Origin of the sequence: Paraburkholderia sp. MM5477-R1 (assembly GCF_050436385.1) — a bacterium.
Lineage (GTDB): Bacteria > Pseudomonadota > Gammaproteobacteria > Burkholderiales > Burkholderiaceae > Paraburkholderia > Paraburkholderia tuberum.
In genome coordinates this window covers 373992-391286 of sequence record NZ_JBNDMC010000007.1, presented here as the reverse complement: position 1 = coordinate 391286, position 17295 = coordinate 373992, and the positions used below count along the sequence as shown (strand labels likewise).

Annotated in this window: 16 protein-coding genes; 6 read left to right on the top strand and 10 right to left on the bottom strand. The window is 64.6% G+C overall.

What is annotated here, in order from left to right:
- Nucleotides 1–40: 40 nt before the first annotated feature.
- The 4 genes from OKW35_RS30620 to OKW35_RS30605 form a co-directional block, all read right to left on the bottom strand.
- Entirely contained in the window at nucleotides 41–1963 is a 1923-nt protein-coding gene (locus OKW35_RS30620) for a dipeptide ABC transporter ATP-binding protein (protein WP_429554015.1), read from the bottom strand.
- 70 nt (nucleotides 1964–2033) lie between these two features.
- Entirely contained in the window at nucleotides 2034–3023 is a 990-nt protein-coding gene (locus OKW35_RS30615) for an isoaspartyl peptidase/L-asparaginase family protein (RefSeq protein WP_429554014.1), read from the bottom strand.
- Nucleotides 3020–4111 (bottom strand): MurR/RpiR family transcriptional regulator, encoded by a 1092-nt coding sequence (locus tag OKW35_RS30610; RefSeq protein ID WP_429554013.1) that lies wholly within the window; start codon nucleotides 4109–4111, stop codon nucleotides 3020–3022. The genes OKW35_RS30615 and OKW35_RS30610 overlap by 4 nt, the downstream gene beginning before the upstream one ends.
- Nucleotides 4112–4326: 215 nt before the next feature.
- A complete protein-coding gene (locus OKW35_RS30605) occupies nucleotides 4327–5595 on the bottom strand; it encodes an MFS transporter (protein ID WP_429554012.1) in 1269 nt (422 codons plus the stop codon).
- 94 nt (nucleotides 5596–5689) lie between these two features.
- On the opposite strand from OKW35_RS30605, the gene OKW35_RS30600 reads away from it, so the two are divergent.
- The gene (locus OKW35_RS30600) at nucleotides 5690–6400 is read left to right on the top strand and encodes a pseudouridine synthase (protein ID WP_429554011.1); all 711 of its coding nucleotides are present in this window, start codon (nucleotides 5690–5692) and stop codon (nucleotides 6398–6400) included.
- A 167-nt stretch (nucleotides 6401–6567) separates the two neighbouring features.
- Nucleotides 6568–6756 (top strand): hypothetical protein, encoded by a 189-nt coding sequence (locus OKW35_RS30595; RefSeq protein WP_429554010.1) that lies wholly within the window; start codon nucleotides 6568–6570, stop codon nucleotides 6754–6756.
- A 112-nt stretch (nucleotides 6757–6868) separates the two neighbouring features.
- Here the strand turns inward: OKW35_RS30595 and OKW35_RS30590 are convergent, their stop codons facing one another.
- A complete protein-coding gene (locus OKW35_RS30590; protein ID WP_429554009.1) occupies nucleotides 6869–7900 on the bottom strand; it encodes an NAD-dependent epimerase/dehydratase family protein in 1032 nt (343 codons plus the stop codon).
- 94 nt (nucleotides 7901–7994) lie between these two features.
- On the opposite strand from OKW35_RS30590, the gene OKW35_RS30585 reads away from it, so the two are divergent.
- From OKW35_RS30585 to OKW35_RS30570, 4 genes are all read left to right on the top strand, one after another.
- Complete coding sequence (locus OKW35_RS30585; RefSeq protein ID WP_429554008.1) at nucleotides 7995–9026, top strand: CDP-6-deoxy-delta-3,4-glucoseen reductase; 1032 nt, start codon at nucleotides 7995–7997, stop codon at nucleotides 9024–9026.
- A gap of 313 nt (nucleotides 9027–9339) precedes the next feature.
- Nucleotides 9340–10524: an acetylornithine transaminase gene (locus tag OKW35_RS30580; RefSeq protein ID WP_429490024.1), complete on the top strand. Its 1185-nt coding sequence runs from the start codon at nucleotides 9340–9342 to the stop codon at nucleotides 10522–10524.
- Nucleotides 10525–10543: 19 nt separating this feature from the next.
- Nucleotides 10544–11017: a GNAT family acetyltransferase gene (locus tag OKW35_RS30575; RefSeq protein ID WP_429554007.1), complete on the top strand. Its 474-nt coding sequence runs from the start codon at nucleotides 10544–10546 to the stop codon at nucleotides 11015–11017.
- Between the two features lie 262 nt (nucleotides 11018–11279).
- Nucleotides 11280–11573, top strand: coding sequence for a GYD domain-containing protein (locus OKW35_RS30570; protein WP_018421572.1), 294 nt, complete (start codon nucleotides 11280–11282; stop codon nucleotides 11571–11573).
- Between the two features lie 119 nt (nucleotides 11574–11692).
- Here OKW35_RS30570 and OKW35_RS30565 read toward each other — a convergent pair whose 3' ends face one another.
- The 5 genes from OKW35_RS30565 to OKW35_RS30545 form a co-directional block, all read right to left on the bottom strand.
- On the bottom strand, nucleotides 11693–12397 hold the full coding sequence (locus OKW35_RS30565) for an ABC transporter ATP-binding protein (RefSeq protein WP_409259243.1): 705 nt from the start codon (nucleotides 12395–12397) through the stop codon (nucleotides 11693–11695).
- A gap of 17 nt (nucleotides 12398–12414) precedes the next feature.
- Entirely contained in the window at nucleotides 12415–13206 is a 792-nt protein-coding gene (locus tag OKW35_RS30560) for an ABC transporter ATP-binding protein (RefSeq protein ID WP_184023151.1), read from the bottom strand.
- A gap of 20 nt (nucleotides 13207–13226) precedes the next feature.
- Nucleotides 13227–14396: an ABC transporter permease subunit gene (locus OKW35_RS30555; protein ID WP_429404670.1), complete on the bottom strand. Its 1170-nt coding sequence runs from the start codon at nucleotides 14394–14396 to the stop codon at nucleotides 13227–13229.
- A gap of 26 nt (nucleotides 14397–14422) precedes the next feature.
- Complete coding sequence (locus OKW35_RS30550; protein WP_184051600.1) at nucleotides 14423–15373, bottom strand: branched-chain amino acid ABC transporter permease; 951 nt, start codon at nucleotides 15371–15373, stop codon at nucleotides 14423–14425.
- A gap of 228 nt (nucleotides 15374–15601) precedes the next feature.
- Nucleotides 15602–16804, bottom strand: coding sequence for a branched-chain amino acid ABC transporter substrate-binding protein (locus OKW35_RS30545; RefSeq protein WP_184058165.1), 1203 nt, complete (start codon nucleotides 16802–16804; stop codon nucleotides 15602–15604).
- Between the last annotated feature and the right edge of the window lie 491 nt (nucleotides 16805–17295).

Here is a 17295-nt window from a genome sequence, read left to right as displayed (position 1 = left end):
CGCTGCAGGTCTTCCGCTTCAATGCGATGCGGCGCTTCGCTCAATAAGCGCCGCCGACGCGATGCTGCGCGACGAAATGATCCGGTCCCACCGCGACGAGCGGCGCGACGACCGGCTCGTCGTGCAGCGCGCGGATCGGGCTCGGAATATCGTCGGCGGCGAGCATGCGTTTCGCGTGACGGCGCGCGGGATCGGCGACCGGCACCGCGCTCATCAGCTTCTTCGTGTACGGATGCTGCGGCGCCTCGAACACCGCGCGACGCGGACCGATCTCGACGATCTGGCCGAGATACATCACCGCGACGCGATGGCTGACCCGCTCGACCACCGCCATGTCGTGCGAAATGAACAGATACGCGACGCCGAGCTCGCGCTGCAGGTCGAGCATCAGATTGACGATCTGCGCCTGCACGGAGACGTCGAGCGCGGACACCGATTCGTCGGCGATCACGACCTTCGGATTCAGCGCGAGCGCGCGAGCAATCGCGATACGCTGACGCTGCCCGCCCGAAAACTCATGCGGATAGCGGCGCGCGGCCTCGGCCGGCAAACCGACTTTCTCGAGCAGCCATGCGACGCGCGCCTGCGCTTGTCCACCCTGCGCGACGCCATGCACGAGCAGCGGCTCCATGATCGAGAAGCCGACGGTCAAGCGCGGATTCAACGACGCGAACGGGTCCTGGAAAATAAACTGGATATCGCGGCGCAGCGCCTGCAACGCGGGCCCGGTCAGCGAGCTGATTTCCTTGCCAGCGAATTCGATCGAGCCACTCTGACTTTCGACGAGTCTCAGCAGCGAGCGGCCCGTGGTCGACTTGCCGCAGCCCGACTCGCCGACCAGCGCGAGCGTTTCGCCGGGCCGCAGATCGAAGCTGACTTTTTCGACCGCATGCACACGGCCCGTCATACGGCCGAACAGGCCGCTACGGACCGGAAAGCGCGTGACCAGATCGCGCACGCGCAGGATTGGCGGCGTGTCGTCGCGCACCAGCGGCTGCGCTTCTTCGGCGACAGCCGCCGCCGGCTGCACCGCCGCATCGGCGCCGTTCGCGCCGGCCTGCTCGACGCTCAGGATCGGAAAGCGCGCGGGCTGATCGGTGCCGTGCATCGAGCCGAGCCGCGGCACCGCCGCGAGCAGCGCCTTCGTGTACGGATGCGACGGCGCGGCGAACAGCGCGTCCGACGCACCCTCCTCGACCTTCTCGCCGCGATACATCACGAGCACGCGGTCGGCCACTTCGGCGACCACGCCCATGTCGTGCGTGATGAAGATCACGCCCATGTTCATCTCGTCCTGCAAGCCGCGAATCAGTTGCAGGATCTGCGCCTGGATCGTCACGTCGAGCGCGGTGGTCGGTTCATCGGCGATCAGCAGCGCGGGCTTGCACGACAACGCCATCGCGATCATCACGCGCTGGCGCATGCCGCCCGACAGCTGATGCGGGTAACGCGCCGCGACGCGCCTTGCCTCGGGAATCCGCACGATCTCGAGCAGACGCAAGGTTTCGGCGCGCGCGGCCTCGCGGCTCTTGCCCTGGTGCAGCGCGATCGCCTCGCTGATCTGATCGCCGACCGTGAAGACCGGATTGAGCGAGGTCATCGGCTCCTGGAAGATCATCGCGATGTCGGCGCCGCGCACCGTGCGCATCGTGCCGGACGACGCCTTCGCGAGATCGAGCACGCTGCCGTCGCGCCGCCGGAATGCGATGCTGCCGCCGGCAAGACGGCCGCCGCCATGCTCGATCAGCCGCATCAGCGCCAGCGACGTGACCGACTTGCCCGAGCCCGATTCGCCGACGATCGCGAGCGTCTCGCCGCGCTCGACCGTGAACGACAGATTGCGCACCGCGTTGAAGGTCGAGTCGCCGCGGCGGAACGCGACCGTCAGATCGTCGACCGCGAGCACGCGCTGCGGCGGCAGGGTCTCGATAAGCGGGCTGGCGGTGTGCGAGGAAGTCGGCACGGTGGTTCCTTTGCTTTGAATTCGAACACGGCTAACGGGGTCTCAGGCAGGTGGCGACACGCGCCAGCGGCTAGCGATAGATCGCCGTCACCGGCGCTTCGCCGAGCCGCGCGAAACCGCGGTACATACCCTCGGTATTGAACGGCAGCGTGACATTGCCCCGCGCGTCGACGGCGACGAGGCCGCCGCGTCCGTCGATCTTCGGCAAGCGGTTCATCACGACTTCGTGCGCGGCTTCTTCGAGCGAGACCTGGCGATAGGCCATCTGCGCGGCCACGTCGTAGGCGGCGACCATGCGCATGAACATTTCGCCGGAGCCGGTGGTCGATACCGCGCAGGTCGCGTCGTCCGCGTAGCAGCCCGCGCCGATCAGCGGCGTATCGCCGACGCGGCCCACCTGCTTGTTGGTCACGCCGCCCGTCGAGGTCGCCGCGGCGAGATGCCCGTGGCGGTCGAGCGCGACTGCGCCGACGGTGCCGAACTTGCGATTCGGATCGATCGGCTCGTGCGGCGTCGGGTCGTCGCTGCTCGAAGCCGTGGACGCGAGCGTCGCGGCGTCGTGATCGAGCATCGGACGCTGCTGCTTACGCGCCAGTTGCCATTGGCGATAGCGCGCGTCGGTGTCGAAGTAGCTGTTGTCGACGAACTCGAGCCCCTGCGCGGCCGCGAACGCTTCCGCGCCGTCACCGGTGAACAGCACGTGGTCGCTGCGCTCGAGCACGCGGCGCGCGGCGAGAATCGGATTGCGCACGCGCTTCACGCAACAGATCGCGCCCGCGTCGAGCGTGCGGCCGTCCATGATCGCGGCGTCGAGCTCGTGCGTGCCGGCCGCCGTGTAGACCGCGCCGTGGCCCGCATTGAAGAGCGCGCAGTCTTCGAGCAGCCGCACCGCTTCGCTGACCGCGTCGAGTGCGCTGCCGCCGTCGGCGAGCACGCGCTGGCCAGCGCTCAGCACCGCGTTGAGCGCCGCGTGATATCCGGTTTCGGCGCTGGCCGACATCGACGTGCGCAGGATCGTCCCTGCCCCGCCGTGAATGGCAATGACTGCGTTGGAGTTCATCGTTTGGATCGTGGAGTGCGGGTGGTTCGGGGAGTGCGGGGTGCTGTGATGGCTTTTGCTTCGGCATCCCTGGCTTTCGTGCTTCTGGCTTGGATACTGTCGGCCTTTGCGCCGTCGCTGTGTCTTAGCCTTGCAGCCCTCGCGCGCGCGGCTTTGCTCAGGGCGCGCGCCGGCTCCTGCGCGGCGCCGGCCGCGCCCGACTGCGGATCGAACAGCCACGGCAGCACGAACTCGCTGACCTCGGCGGCCGCCTTGACCGAGCGTTGCGCGCGATACGCGACCGCGTCGCACAACGCCTCGATGACCGCGAGCACGGCCGAATCGGCATTCGACGCGAGACGCCGGTCGGTGCGGACATACAGCGACAGGTCCGCGAACCGCACGAGCGGCGAGCGCGGACCGTCGGTGAGCGCGAGCACGCGTGCGCCGCGTTCGGAGGCGCGGCGCGCGAGCTCGATCGTGTCCTCGACATAGCGCGGAAACGCGATGCCGATCACGAGATCGCCCGGGCCCGAACCCACGAGGTGCCGCGCCGCATGCGACGGCCCGCCGCTCAGCGCCAGCGAATGCACGTTGTCGTGATACGGCAGCAGTCCGTGCTCCATCAGGCTCGCGAGAAACGCGCTGGCGCCGAAGCCGATCACGAATACGCGACGCGCGGCGATGATCGCGTCGACGGCGGCGTCGGCAGTCGCGCGATCGATCGACGTACGCGTTGCGTGCAGATTGTTGGCGGCCTGCTCGAGCGACGCGTCGATCAGATCGTCACCGGCCGCGAGCGTTTCCTGCGCGCTGCGCAGCCGCTCGACCGGCGCGAGCGTCGCCTCGAAGCCACGCACGAGCGCCTCGCGAAACTGCGGATAACCGTCGAAGCCGAGCGCGCGCGCAAAGCGATTCGCGCTCGCGACCGACGCGCCGACCACGCTCGCGAGCTCGTCGATACGCATCGTCGCCGCGCGGAACAGATGGGCCAGCACGTACTCGCCCATGCGCTGGTGGATTGGCGTGAGCGTCGGCATCGCGGCGGTGATGCGCGCGGCAATGGCCTGCTCGGCGGAGTTCGACACGGCGGACGGGTGATGGATCATGCGGGCGGACAGGCGCGGTTGTTCTATGTGAACTGGATGAAATTATATTTACATGAAACACGCGCCGAAAAAATTCATTTTCATTATTTCGAGGGTTTTCACCGACCGAAGGTATTCAGACAACGGAGTTCGGCATCCACGCCATGCCGCACCCCGATGAAAATCCATTTTCATCGGGGCGATGGGTGGCTTCACCGCGTGCCGCGCTCCGCCGCTCAGCACGCCGCCGCGCTCTGTTCGGGAATGCCCAGCAGCCGCGCCGCCGGCGACATCACGATGATCAGCGCCTGCACGACGAACGCGAGCGACGCCGCGACCAGACACACGTCGATGCTCCAGCGCGCGCTGAGCGCGGCGCCGAGCAGCGCGCCCACCGGCCGCGCGCCGTAGGTGGCGGTGCTGATCAGCGCGGACACGCGGCCGATCATCCGTTCGGGCGTGATCGCCTGACGCAGCGTGGTCGAGCCGACGACCCACAGGATTGGTCCCGCGCCGAGCAGGAAGAAGCTCGCGAGCGCGAGCCAGAACGATGGGACGATCAGCGTCGCCACCATCACGAGCGACGCGAGCAGCCCGCACGACGGTCCGACGATCAGCAGACGGCCGAATGCGAGACGCCGCGCGACCGCGGGCGCGGCGAGCGCGCCGCAGACCATGCCGACCCCATACGCGCCGAGCGTCACGCCGACCGCCGAGGCATTGAGCCCCAGCCGATGCACCGCGTAAGGCACATAGATCGCCTGCAGGATGAAGAAGCCGAGATTGAAGAACACGGCGGTCAGCAGCATCGGCAGCAGCAACGGATCGCGCAGCACGAAGCGCGTGCCGTCGCGCAGCTCCAGCATGAAGTGCCGCCGCGGCGCGGCCGCGCGCGGCGGCTCGCGCAATCCCGCCAGCAACGCGACCGCGAACGCCGACAACACCGCCGCGCCGCCATACGCCCAACCCGCGCCGATCCAGCCGACCAGCACGCCGCCCAGCGCCGGCCCCGCCGAATACGCGACGCTGCGGGCGAGTTCGAGCCGGCCGTTCGCGCTCGCATAGGCGTCGCGCGGCACGATCGACGGCACCAGCGACGGCGCCGCAACGTTGTAGGCGACCGTACCCGTCGCGGCGACGAAGCCGAGCGCGGCGAGCAGCGGCAGGTTCAGCGCATGCGTGAGCACCAGCAGCAGCACGCACAGCATCGCGCAGACCCGCACGCTCTCGGCGAGCGTCATCAGCACGCGGCGCGAGCGGCGGTCGGCCCAGACGCCGAGCGGCATCGACAGCAACAGGAACGGCAGCGTCTGCGCGGTTTGCAGCAGACCGGTATCGCGCGCGTCGGCGCCGAGCGCGAACACCGCGACGAGCGGTGCGGCGGCGAGGCTGATCTGCTCCGCCGATTGCGCGCACAGGTTCGACCAGGCGAGGCGCTGGAATGCGCGGGGCAGACGTTGCGCATCGGACGGCGAAGACGACGAAGGGGAAGACGTGGCGGACATCGATGCACTCCCGAGGTTTGACGTGAGGCATTCATCGTCGGCGCTCAGGGCCTGCGGGGCGCTCCGGTTCTTGCGGTGTTATTCTTCGCTCGCCATGAATCTCGAAAGCATTCTCTTTACTCAAGGTTTCGGTTCGCGCCGCCAATGCCGTGCGCTGATCGGCGACGGCCGCGTCAGCGTCGACGGTGCGATTTGCACCGATGCCGACGCCGATTTCGCTGTTGATGGCGGCGCGTTGCGTTTTAGCGTCGACGGCGTCGAATGGCCGTATCGCGAGCACGCGTATCTGCTGCTGAACAAGCCCATCGGCTACGAATGCTCGCGCGATCCGCAGCATCATCTGAGCGTATTCAGCCTGCTGCCGCCGCAGTTCGCCGAGCGCGGCGTGCAGTGTGTCGGCCGTCTCGATCAGGACACCACGGGCCTCCTGCTGCTCTCCGACGACGGCAAGTTCGTGCATCAGTTCACGTCGCCGAAACGCAAGGTGCCGAAGCTCTACGTCGCGACCACGCGCCATCCGCTCGACGACGCGCAGCTCGCCGTGCTGCGCGACGGCGTGCTGCTGCACGGCGAAACGAAAGCGAGCGCCGCACTCGACGCCCAGGCGCGCGACACTCACACGCTCGCGCTCACCGTGCTCGAAGGCAAATACCACCAAGTCAAGCGGATGATCGCGGCCTCGGGCAACCGCTGCGAGGCGCTGCATCGCGAACGGATCGGTGGGCTCGCGCTTCCCACGGCGCTCGCGCCCGGCGCATGGCAATGGCTCGACGCAGCGGGTCTTGCCGCGCTGCGGGCCGGGTAAACGACTAGCCGCAATGAGGGCCCGCCTAAGCCCTTGATGCGCCGGAGAAAGCCCGCGCGCATTGCGGTGCACCGAACATAGGCCGTTGCGTTGCAGCATGCCGTTGCTTACATGTCGCCCTATACTCGTCTAAACAAACGACTACAAAGGTTTCAAGGAGGGGCGCCATGCAAATCGACGGCACGATGGCGTTTTCACACGCGATGATCGCGTTTATCTGCCTTGCGCTGCTGCTGGTCGGCGGATTGCTGGTCATCATGCGGCTGCGGCACAAGTACCATCCGAATCTGATCGGCGCATTGATCGGCGGCATGCTGTGCTTCCTGTTGCTGGAAGTGCTGCCTGCGCTGACCTGATGCCGATTGGACCGCGCAGCTCGTTTTGCGCGGCGCATTGATGCAGTGCGGCGGATACGCTTTGCGGGGCAACTCCGCCCTCGCGAGGCGATATTTTGTTTCTGCTGCCGGCCTAGCCGCGTTTCCCGTTCGCCTCGCGCAAAAAATCCTCGACGCTCGGATAGCGCAGACGTACCCGCAATTCCTCCTTCAGACGCCGGTTCACGAGCCGGCGCGACTCGCGCATGAACGACAGCAGCAGCGGATCGATCTGCTGCTCCGCCTGCTCTCTCGTGATGCGCGGCGGGCGCGCGAGCCCGAACGCATCGGCGACCGCGTCGAAATACTCCCCCATTTTCAGCGACGAATCGTCGGACGCGTGCAGTGCGCGCGCGGGCCGGCCATGCGTGGCGAGACGCACGAGGATCGCGGCGAGGTCGTCGGCGTGGATGTGATTCGTGTAGACGTCGTCGGCATCGACGAGCGCCGGCGTGCCTCTTTCGAGCCGCGCGAGCGGCAGACGGTTGCGCGCATAGATGCCCGGGATCCGCGCGATGCTCGTGGCGACGCTGCCGCGCGCCGTCGCGCGCCGCAACTGCCGCTCGGCCGACACGCGACGTTTGGCGCGCGCATTCGCGGGCCGCGGCGCGCACGTTTCGTCGATCCACGCGCCGCCGCAATCGCCATAGACGCCCGTCGTGCTCGCGTAAACGATGCGCACCGGTGCGCGCGAAGCGCCGGTCCGGCGCACCCCGTCGGGTACAATATCGGGTGTTTCAGCGTCCAGACCTGAAGCGCGCGCCCGGCGCAACCGCGCGATCGGCGCGACGGACGACCTCGCCGCGCAAGCGTTCATGCGGCCCGCGGCACCTAACGTCGCAAGCAGCGCGCGAGTGCGTCGATCGTCGTCGCCGGACTTCTGCGGCGGCGCGAGATGCAGCACCGTCGGCGCGAGGCGCGCGAGCCGTTTGAGGCTGTCGCGCGCGTCGAGATCGCCGACGAGCGGCATCACGCCCGCGGCGCGCAACTCATCGCAGCGCGCGGCATGGCTCGTCAACGCGAAGATACGCGCGCGCGGCCCCAACAGGGGCACGCAGCGCATGCCGACGTCGCCGCATCCTACGATCAGCACGCGCGGCCGGCGGAAGTTTCGTGTCGCTTTCATGGTGGGCGCATTGTAGCGGTCACACGCAACAGGTACCGCGCGGTTGATCCGGCGGGTCCGATTACGATTCCGAATTTTCGATTCCGAACACTTTATGGCATTTAACGTCACGCTCCGGCAAACCGGCCGGCAGTTTCAGGTAGAACAGGACGAACCGGTGCTCTCCGCAGCGCTGCGTCAAGGCATCGGCCTGCCGTACGGCTGCAAGAACGGCGCGTGCGGTTCGTGCAAAGGCACGGTCGTGAGCGGCGAGGTCGAACAGCGCGCGCACTCGTCGTCGGCGCTGTCGAACGACGAAAAGACGCGCGGCATGGCGCTCCTGTGCTGCGCGAGCGCGTGCTCCGATCTCGAAGTCGACATCCGCGAAGTGGCCGGCGTCGGCGATGTGCAGGTCAAGAAGCTGCCGTGCCGCGTGAACGCGATCGAGCGCAAGGCCGACGACGTGATCGTCGTGAAGCTGCAACTGCCCGCCAACGAACGTCTGCAATATCTGGCCGGCCAGTACCTCGAATTCATCCTGAAGGACGGCAAGCGCCGCAGCTATTCGATGGCGAGCGCGCCGCACGCCGAAGGCCCGGTCGAGCTGCACATCCGCCACATGCCCGGCGGTGCGTTCACCGACCATGTGTTCAACACGATGAAGGAGCGCGACATCCTGCGCTTCGAAGCGCCGCTCGGCACGTTCTTCCTGCGCGAAGACTCGGACAAGCCGATCGTGCTGCTCGCGTCGGGCACCGGCTTCGCGCCGCTGAAGGCGATCGTCGAGCATGCGGTGTTCAAGAGCATGACGCGCCCCATGACGCTCTACTGGGGCGCGCGCCGCAAGAAAGACCTGTATCTGCTCGAACTCGCCGAGCAATGGGCGCGCGAGATTCCGAACTTCAAGTTCGTGCCGGTGCTCTCCGAGCCCGATGCGGGCGACGCATGGACGGGCCGCACGGGCTTCGTGCATCGGGCGGTGATCGAGGATCTGCCCGATCTGTCGGCCTACCAGGTGTATGCATGCGGCGCGCCGGTGATGGTCGAATCGGCGTTGCGCGACTTCACGCAGCATCACCAGTTGCCGGAAGACGAGTTCTACGCGGACTCGTTCACCAGCGCGGCCGATCTCGCAAACGCGGTCTGATTGCACGGCGGCAAATTCCCCCCGATGCAGCGCCAGTGCAAATTCATGGTTTACACCAGCGCTTTTCTTATCGTATTCTTTCGCGCATGAACCGCATCCAGTCCGAATTCCGACGTCGCCGCTCGCCGCTCCCTTAGGGACGCCGCTGGCTTCGTCACGGACTCGCGCCACACAAAACCTGGGCGCAAGCTGTTCGAATCATGAAAGCCACGGCATGCCGTGGCTTTTCTGTTTTTCCGGCCGCCGTTCTTATTGGCCAAATCGTCACCGTTTCTTCACCCTGCTCTTACCCTTTTGCCTGGAGCCTGCCGTCATGAATTTCAATGAGTATCCAATCGATTCGCTGATGTACATCACGAACCGACCTGAAATCGTTTTCACGCACGGCAAAGGCTCGTGGATTTACGACAACAACGGCAAGCGCTACCTGGATTTCATTCAGGGCTGGGCGGTCAATAGCCTCGGCCACTGCAACGACGGCATGATCGAAGCGCTGAACCAGCAGGCCAAGCTGCTGATCAACCCGTCGCCGGCGTTCTACAACGAGCCGATGGCGAAGCTCGCGAGCCTGCTCACGCAGCACAGTTGCTTCGACAAGGTGTTCTTCGCGAATAGCGGCGCCGAGGCGAACGAAGGCGCGATCAAGCTCGCGCGCAAGTGGGGCAGGAAGTTCAAGGACAGCGCGTTCGAGATCATCACGTTCGACCACAGCTTCCACGGCCGCACGCTCGCGACGATGTCGGCCAGCGGCAAGCCGGGCTGGGACACGATCTACGCGCCGCAGGTGCCGGGCTTCCCGAAGGCGGACCTGAACGACATCGCGTCGGTGGAAAAGCTGATCAACGCAAAGACCGTCGCGGTGATGCTCGAGCCGATCCAGGGCGAAGGCGGCGTGATCCCCGCAACCCGCGAATTCATGCAGCAACTGCGCGAGCTGACGAAACAACACAACATCTTGCTGATCGTCGACGAAGTGCAAAGCGGCTGTGGTCGCGCCGGCACGCTGTTCGCGTATCAGCTGTCGGGCATCGAGCCGGACATCATGACGCTCGGCAAAGGCATCGGCGGCGGCGTGCCGCTCGCGGCGCTGCTGTCGAAGGCGGAAATCGCCGTGTTCGAAGCGGGCGATCAGGGCGGCACCTACAACGGCAATCCGCTGATGACCGCGGTCGGCTACTCGGTGATCTCGCAGCTGACGGCGCCGGGCTTCCTCGAAGGCGTGCGCTCGCGCGGCGAATATCTGCGCACGAAGCTGCTCGAGCTGTCCGAGGAGCGCGGCTTCAAGGGCGAGCGCGGCGAGGGTCTGCTGCGCGCGCTGCTGCTCGGCAAGGACATCGGCAACCAGATTGTCGAGAAGGCGCGCGACATGCAACCCGACGGCGTGCTGCTGAACGCCGCGCGTCCGAACCTGCTGCGCTTCATGCCGGCGCTTAACGTGACGACCGCAGAAATCGACCAGATGCTGGCGATGCTGCGCTCGGTTCTCGACTCGCTGTAATCAACCACGGAGCGCACCAATGACGACGAACACGACGCTGTCGATCCGCCGCTTCGACGCGACCGATACCGAAGCCGTGATTGCGCTATGGCAGGACGTGTTTCCCGAGCATCGCGACGTGACGCGACCGCAGCGCGACCCGCGTCTGTCGATCGCCAACAAGCTCGCGACGCAACCGGAGCTGTTCTTCGTCGCGGTGCTCGATGGACGCATCGTCGGCACCGTAATGGGCGGCTATGATGGACACCGCGGCTGGTTGTATTCGCTCGCGGTCGACGCATCGCTGCGACGTCATGGCATCGGCACGCGGCTCGTCGCGCACGTCGAGAGCGAGTTGACGAAGCTTGGTTGTCCCAAGCTGAACCTGCAGGTACTGTCGTCGGCAACGGCTGAAATACGGGCGTTCTACGATGCGCTCGGGTATCGCGCCGATGCGGTGATCAGCCTCGGCAAGCGGCTCGGCCAATACGCCGACGCGGCCCCGGCCAGTTGATTCGCGTCGTACGCCTGATTAAAGAAAGCCGCATGCGTTGCTTGACGCATGCGGCTTTTTCAATGGTTCTCCCGCGAGCAGCGCACATATCGGCGGATTCGGACAAATAGCAGATGGCGAGCAGTCGGATTGCCTAAAATCGTTTACGCACGAGACGACGCCGGCGCTGGAAAGACAGGTTTGCGGCGAATCGCGACCCTTCCCCCCGGGGGCGGCTCATGCGTCTGAGTCCCAACGCGTTGGAATCCTAAGGGGAATCTTCATGGCGACTTATGTGGTGCTCCTGCAATTTACGGATCAGGGTATCCGAACGATCAAGAACAGTGCAGAGCGAGCCGGGCAGGCGGCGGAAATGGCGAAATCTTTTGGCTGCGAGATGAAGCAGATCTACTGGACGTTAGGGGCATACGACGTTGTCTCGGTCGTCGAAGCGGCAGACGAGCAGAGCTTCCTCGCCTTCGGCTTCGCACTCGGCTCGGCCGGCAATGTCCGCTCGCAAACGCTGCGTGCGTTCACAAAAGACGAAATCAGTTCGGTTATCGGGCGACTCCCTTAATTCACGTCCCAACCAGAAAAATAAAACGCGCCCCGCGACATTGCATCGCGGGGCGCGTTGCAAGCCGGACGTATGCGCAAAGGGCATACGTCCAACTATTCACCCACTCATTCACCCACTCATTCACCCAGATAGGCGGCCCGAACCTTCGGATCGTCGAGCATCTGCTTCGCATCGCCCGACATCGTGATCAAACCGGAGTCCATCACGTAGCCGCGATTCGCCGCCTGCAGCGCGAGCCGCGCGTTCTGCTCGACGAGCAGCACGGTCATGCCTTCAGAGGAAATCAGGCGCACCACTTCGAAGATCTTCTCGACCATGATCGGCGACAGACCCATCGACGGTTCGTCGAGCAGCAGCAGTTTGGGCCGCGAGATGATCGCGCGTGCCATCGCGAGCATCTGCTGCTCGCCGCCCGACAGCGTGCCCGCGTATTGCGATGCACGCTCCTTCAGACGCGGAAAGAAGCCGAACATGCGCTCGACGTCCGACTTGATGGCGTCGGTATCATTGCGCAGATACGCACCCATCTGCATGTTCTCGACGATCGACATGCGCGCGAAAATGCCGCGCCCTTCCGGCACCATCGCGAGACCGCGCTTCAGAAGCTCATGCGCGGGCAGGCCCTTGATCGACTGACCCATGTACTCGATGTCGCCGGCCGCATACGCCTTCAGGCCGGTGATCGCCTTCATCGTCGTGGTTTTGCCCGCGCCGTTCGCGCCGATCAGCGTGACGAGTTCGCCCTGCCCGACCTCGAGGTCGACACCCTTGACCGCCTGGATGCCACCGTAGTTGACCTGCAGGCCCTTGATTTTCAACATTGCTTGCGTCGTGGACATCAGTGGACCCCCGCACCCAGATAAGCTTCGATCACCTTCGCATCCTTCTGCACGTCCTGCGGCAGACCTTGCGCAATCACCTTGCCGTAGTCGAGCACCGTCATCTGATTGCACAGACCCATCACGAGCTTCACGTCGTGTTCGATCAGCAGAATCGTCTTGCCGTCCGCACGGATCTTGTCGAGCAGCCTGGTCAGCTCGACCTTCTCGGTGGCGTTCATGCCGGCCGCCGGTTCGTCGAGCGCGAGCAGCTTCGGATCGGTCGCCAGCGCACGCGCGATTTCGAGCCGCCGCTGGTGGCCATACGACAGGTTGCGCGACGTATAGTCCGCGTACTGCGTAATGCCGACGTAGTCGAGCAGTTCGAGCGCGCGCTCCTTGATCTCGCGCTCTTCCTGGCGTTCGGCCGGCGTCTGGAACACCGCGCCGAGCAGACCGTGCTTCGTGCGCACATGACGGCCGACCATCACGTTTTCGAGCGCGGTCATGCCGCCGAACAGACGGATGTTCTGGAACGTGCGCGCAATGCCCGCCTTCGCGACCTGATAGACCGCGGTCGGCGTGTAGCTCTCGCCGTCGAGCTTGAACTCGCCTGAATCCGGCGTGTACAGACCCGTGATCACATTGAAGAAGGTGGTCTTGCCGGCGCCGTTCGGGCCGATCAGGCCGTAGATCTCGCCCGCGCGGATCTGCAGGCCGACCTCGGAAAGCGCCTGAAGGCCGCCGAAGCGCTTGTTGACGCCCTTCACCGACAGCCGGGTCGTCGCGTTGTTGCTTACGTTATCGCTCATGTCTTTTTCTCCACCGGACCTTATGCGCGCACCGGCTTCTTGCCGCCACGCTTCGCCAGCTTCGCAATCCTGTCTTCGTGCTTCGGCGCGGGCCACAGGCCTTCCGAGCGGTACAGCATGATCACGACCATCGCGAGGCCGTACAGCAACTGACGGATCACTTCGGTATCGACGATTTCATGGCCGAAGATCATGTTCTGCAGCGGACCCATCGTCGAGCGCAGGAACTCGGGGAACACCGCGAGCAGCACCGCGCCGAGGATCACGCCCGGAATGTGGCCCATGCCGCCGAGCACCACGCAGGCGAGCACCACGACCGATTCCCAGAACGTGAACGATTCCGGCGACACGAAACCCTGGAACGAGCCGAACATGGCGCCCGACAGGCCGCCGAACGACGCGCCCATCGCGAACGCAAGCAGCTTCACGTTACGGGTATTGATGCCCATCGCCTTGGCGGCGATTTCGTCTTCGCGGATCGCGGCCCACGCGCGGCCGATCCGCGAATGCTGCAGACGTGTACAGGTCCAGATCACGAACAGCGCGCACAGCACGAACAGGTAGTAGTACAGGTACACCGACGGAAACTGCATGCCGAACAGCGAGTGTGTCTGCGCGAGGCTGAAGCCGCCGACGGACACCGGATCGATCCCGGTGATCCCCTTCGGGCCGTTGGTGATGTTCACCGGACGGTCGAGGTTGTTCATGAAGATCCGCACGATTTCCCCGAAGCCGAGGGTCACGATCGCGAGGTAGTCGCCACGCAGACGCAGTGTCGGCGCACCGAGCAGAATCCCGAACATCGCGGCGAGCGCCATCGCGATCGGCGCGATGATCCAGATCGGCACGTGGATGCCGTTCGGCGCGAGATGCGCGATCCACTCGAATTGCGTCGCGAGGTGCGGTGAGCTCAGCAGCGCGGCCGTGTAGGCGCCGATCGCGTAGAACGCGATGTAGCCCAGGTCCAGCAGGCCGGCAAAGCCGACCACCACGTTCAGGCCCAGCGCGAGCATCACGTACAGCATCGCGAAGTCGAGCACGCGGACCCAGTAGTTGCCGCCCGCGGCGCCGATGACCATCGGCGCGGCGATCACGAAGATCGCCGTGAGAATACCGATAGTCAGCGTCTTCGTGCGGTTCTTTTCGGGGATGAGCGTCGTGGACGGCTCGATCGGTTGAATTGAGGTCATGATTGTTGACTCCTTGTGGCCCGGGATCAGGCGCGATCCGCGACACGTTCGCCGAGCAGACCCGACGGACGGAACACCAGCACGACGATCAGCACGATGAACGCGAACACGTCCTGGTAGTTACTGCCGAACACGCCGCCCGTGAGGTCGCCGATATAGCCGGCACCCAACTGCTCGATCAGGCCGAGGAGCACGCCGCCGACCATCGCGCCGCCGAGATTGCCGATACCGCCGAGCACCGCCGCGGTAAAGGCCTTCAGGCCAGGGATGAAGCCCATGTAGAAGTGCGCGTTGCCGTATTCGGACGCGATCATCACGCCGGCGAGCGCAGCCAGCGCCGAGCCGATCATGAAGGTCGCCGAAATCACGAAGTTCGGGTTCACACCCATCAGACTCGCGACGTTCGGGTTCTCGGCGATCGCGCGCATCGCACGGCCGAGCCTGGTCTTGTGCACGAGCAGCAGGAGGCCGCCCATCACGAGGAACGCCGCCACGATGATCACGATTTCAGTCATCGAGATCACGGCGCCGGGCGTCGTGTCGGTGGCCTTGATCACGTTGAGCGGGTCGGTGGGCAACAACTGCGGGAACGGCAGCGGATTGCGCGACCAGATCATCATCGCGAGCGTCTGCAGCAGAATCGATACACCGATCGCGGTGATCAGCGGCGCGAGGCGCGGCGCACGCCGCAACGGCCGGTAGGCGACCCGCTCGATCGTGTAGCCGACCACCGCGCAGACCGCCGCCGCGATGATCAACGCGATCACGAGCGTCAGCACATTGCCGAGGCCCGGGAAGTGGTTCTGCAGCACACCTATGGCGGAGAGCGCAACCATCGCGCCCACCATCAACACGTCGCCGTGGGCGAAGTTGATGATGCCCAGAATGCCGTAAACCATCGTATAGCCCAGTGCGATGATGGCGTAGACACTGCCAAGTACCAGTCCATTGATGATCTGCTGGATGAAGATATCCATTTAATGCTCCTTAGCCCGTGCGACTGGATTCGCGTTTTTCATCTGCCGGTGGGCGGTGATGCGCTACGAATCTCAACGGCACTGCGGGTACTGATGTAAAAGACCGGTAAGGGTTATCCGTTGCCGGCTTGCCCTGACGACCGTGATGCGGTCGCGAGCTCACCTTGGGCGGATGCAAAAACGGCACCGTTGGATGGTGTCGGTGCCGTCAGGCCGAACTTCCCGTCATCACATCTTTACGACGTCGAGCACTGCTTTCTTGCCGTCCTTGAAGTCGTAAAGCGTAATGGCGCCCTCTTTCAAATCACCCTTGTCGTCGAACGCGATGTGGCCGATTACCCCGTTGTAATCGGTCGAAGGCATCGCAGCCAGCACCTTGGGCGCCTCGATAGAATTAGCGCGCTTCATTGCATCGACGATCACGTACACAGCGTCATACGTGAACGGCGCGTAAATCTGCACCGGCGTGTGGAAGCGGTCCTCGTACTTCTTTTCGAAGTCCGCTCCATTGGTCATTTTCGAAAGCGCGAGTCCTGCTTCCGAACAGACCAGGTTTTGCACGGCGGTACCCGCCAGCTCACCTACCTTGTCGGTACACACACCGTCGCCGCCAAGGATTTTTGCCCTGATACCGAGCGCCGCCGCCTGCTTCGTAAACGGCCCGCCCGTCGCGTCCATGCCGCCGAACATGATGGCGTCCGGCTGAACACTCTTGATCTTCGTGAGAATGGCCCGGAAGTCCGTGGCCTTGTCGCTCGTCGCCTCCCGCGCGACGATCTTCGCGCCGCTCGCCTCGGCGGTCTTCGTGAACTCGTCCGCGAGACCTTTGCCGTAGGCGGTCGCATCGTCCACGACCGCGATGCGTTTGGCGCCCAGCGCCTTCGTCGCGTAATTGGCGAGCGCCGGACCCTGCTGCGCGTCGGTCGCGACCACCCGATAGGTCGTCTTGAACCCTTGCTGCGTATAGGCCGGATTCGTCGACGACGGCGAGATCTCGACGATGCTCGCGTCGCTATAGATCTTCGACGCCGGAATCGAGACCCCGGAGTTCAGGTGTCCGATCACCGCGACCACGTGATCGTCGACCAGCTTCTGCGCGACGGCGGTGCCGGTTTTCGGGTCCGCCGCATCGTCCTGCGCGTCGAGTTGCAGCTGGATCTTGCGACCGTCGATCGTCAAACCCTGCGCATTGATTTCTTCGACCGCGAGGCGCGCCCCATTTTCGTTGTCCTTGCCCAGGTGCGCGATGCCGCCCGTCAACGGAGCCGCATGACCGATCTTCACGATAGTCGCTTCGCTCGCGGCGGCAACCGCCGCGGCCGAGGCCGCCGATGCGCCCGTTCCCGCTTCGCCATCCTGTTTCTTGCCGCACGCGGTCAGCATCGCAACCGTGGCCGCGATGGACACGGCGTAAGCAAATTTGACTCGCATCAAGTAAGGTCTCCTGCGCCTTGCGAAATCCACTGTCCAGGACCTCAAGGCCTTGAGAACGCGCGCATTGTAACTCCAATTATGCGGGTGGCAATATTGTTGAACCGGTGGGGTTTTCCTGCATTGCAACCTGATTTTGAGAGCAAAATCCGTTAAAAGGCGCAACCTGGTTGCGATCCGTTTTCGTGCACCAGTTGCACCGGCGCCGAACCCGCTGGCATCAAGTGTTGCGGGCGATCTGCGCGAATCCCGGATAGGCCGGGCTTTGCGTCGGGTATGACCATTTAGTGCGCGCTCGGTAAATTGCACCAATTCAGTGCATGATCAATCTGTCTTAAGGCTTTGGGGAGCTTAAAACGGGGACGCATCGCGCCAAAATCGATAAAAGCCCCGATCACAATTCAAAATAATTTGTGCGCGAGACCCCCGAAAGTTGACCGGTCATTCGATGTGGCACTTAATTTAATCAGAGGTTCGTCGGGCACGGGCAT

Excerpts from the sequence above, each read along its gene's own strand:
- OKW35_RS30615 (WP_429554014.1), bottom strand. The coding sequence starts at position 3,023 with ATGAACTCCAACGCAGTCATTGCCATTCACGGCGGGGCAGGGACGATC.
- OKW35_RS30610 (WP_429554013.1), bottom strand. The coding sequence starts at position 4,111 with ATGATCCATCACCCGTCCGCCGTGTCGAACTCCGCCGAGCAGGCCATT.
- OKW35_RS30605 (WP_429554012.1), bottom strand. The coding sequence starts at position 5,595 with ATGTCCGCCACGTCTTCCCCTTCGTCGTCTTCGCCGTCCGATGCGCAA.
- OKW35_RS30600 (WP_429554011.1), top strand. The coding sequence starts at position 5,690 with ATGAATCTCGAAAGCATTCTCTTTACTCAAGGTTTCGGTTCGCGCCGC.
- OKW35_RS30595 (WP_429554010.1), top strand. The coding sequence starts at position 6,568 with ATGCAAATCGACGGCACGATGGCGTTTTCACACGCGATGATCGCGTTT.
- OKW35_RS30590 (WP_429554009.1), bottom strand. The coding sequence starts at position 7,900 with ATGAAAGCGACACGAAACTTCCGCCGGCCGCGCGTGCTGATCGTAGGA.
- OKW35_RS30585 (WP_429554008.1), top strand. The coding sequence starts at position 7,995 with ATGGCATTTAACGTCACGCTCCGGCAAACCGGCCGGCAGTTTCAGGTA.
- OKW35_RS30580 (WP_429490024.1), top strand. The coding sequence starts at position 9,340 with ATGAATTTCAATGAGTATCCAATCGATTCGCTGATGTACATCACGAAC.
- OKW35_RS30575 (WP_429554007.1), top strand. The coding sequence starts at position 10,544 with ATGACGACGAACACGACGCTGTCGATCCGCCGCTTCGACGCGACCGAT.
- OKW35_RS30570 (WP_018421572.1), top strand. The coding sequence starts at position 11,280 with ATGGCGACTTATGTGGTGCTCCTGCAATTTACGGATCAGGGTATCCGA.
- OKW35_RS30565 (WP_409259243.1), bottom strand. The coding sequence starts at position 12,397 with ATGTTGAAAATCAAGGGCCTGCAGGTCAACTACGGTGGCATCCAGGCG.
- OKW35_RS30560 (WP_184023151.1), bottom strand. The coding sequence starts at position 13,206 with ATGAGCGATAACGTAAGCAACAACGCGACGACCCGGCTGTCGGTGAAG.
- OKW35_RS30555 (WP_429404670.1), bottom strand. The coding sequence starts at position 14,396 with ATGACCTCAATTCAACCGATCGAGCCGTCCACGACGCTCATCCCCGAA.
- OKW35_RS30550 (WP_184051600.1), bottom strand. The coding sequence starts at position 15,373 with ATGGATATCTTCATCCAGCAGATCATCAATGGACTGGTACTTGGCAGT.
- OKW35_RS30545 (WP_184058165.1), bottom strand. The coding sequence starts at position 16,804 with ATGCGAGTCAAATTTGCTTACGCCGTGTCCATCGCGGCCACGGTTGCG.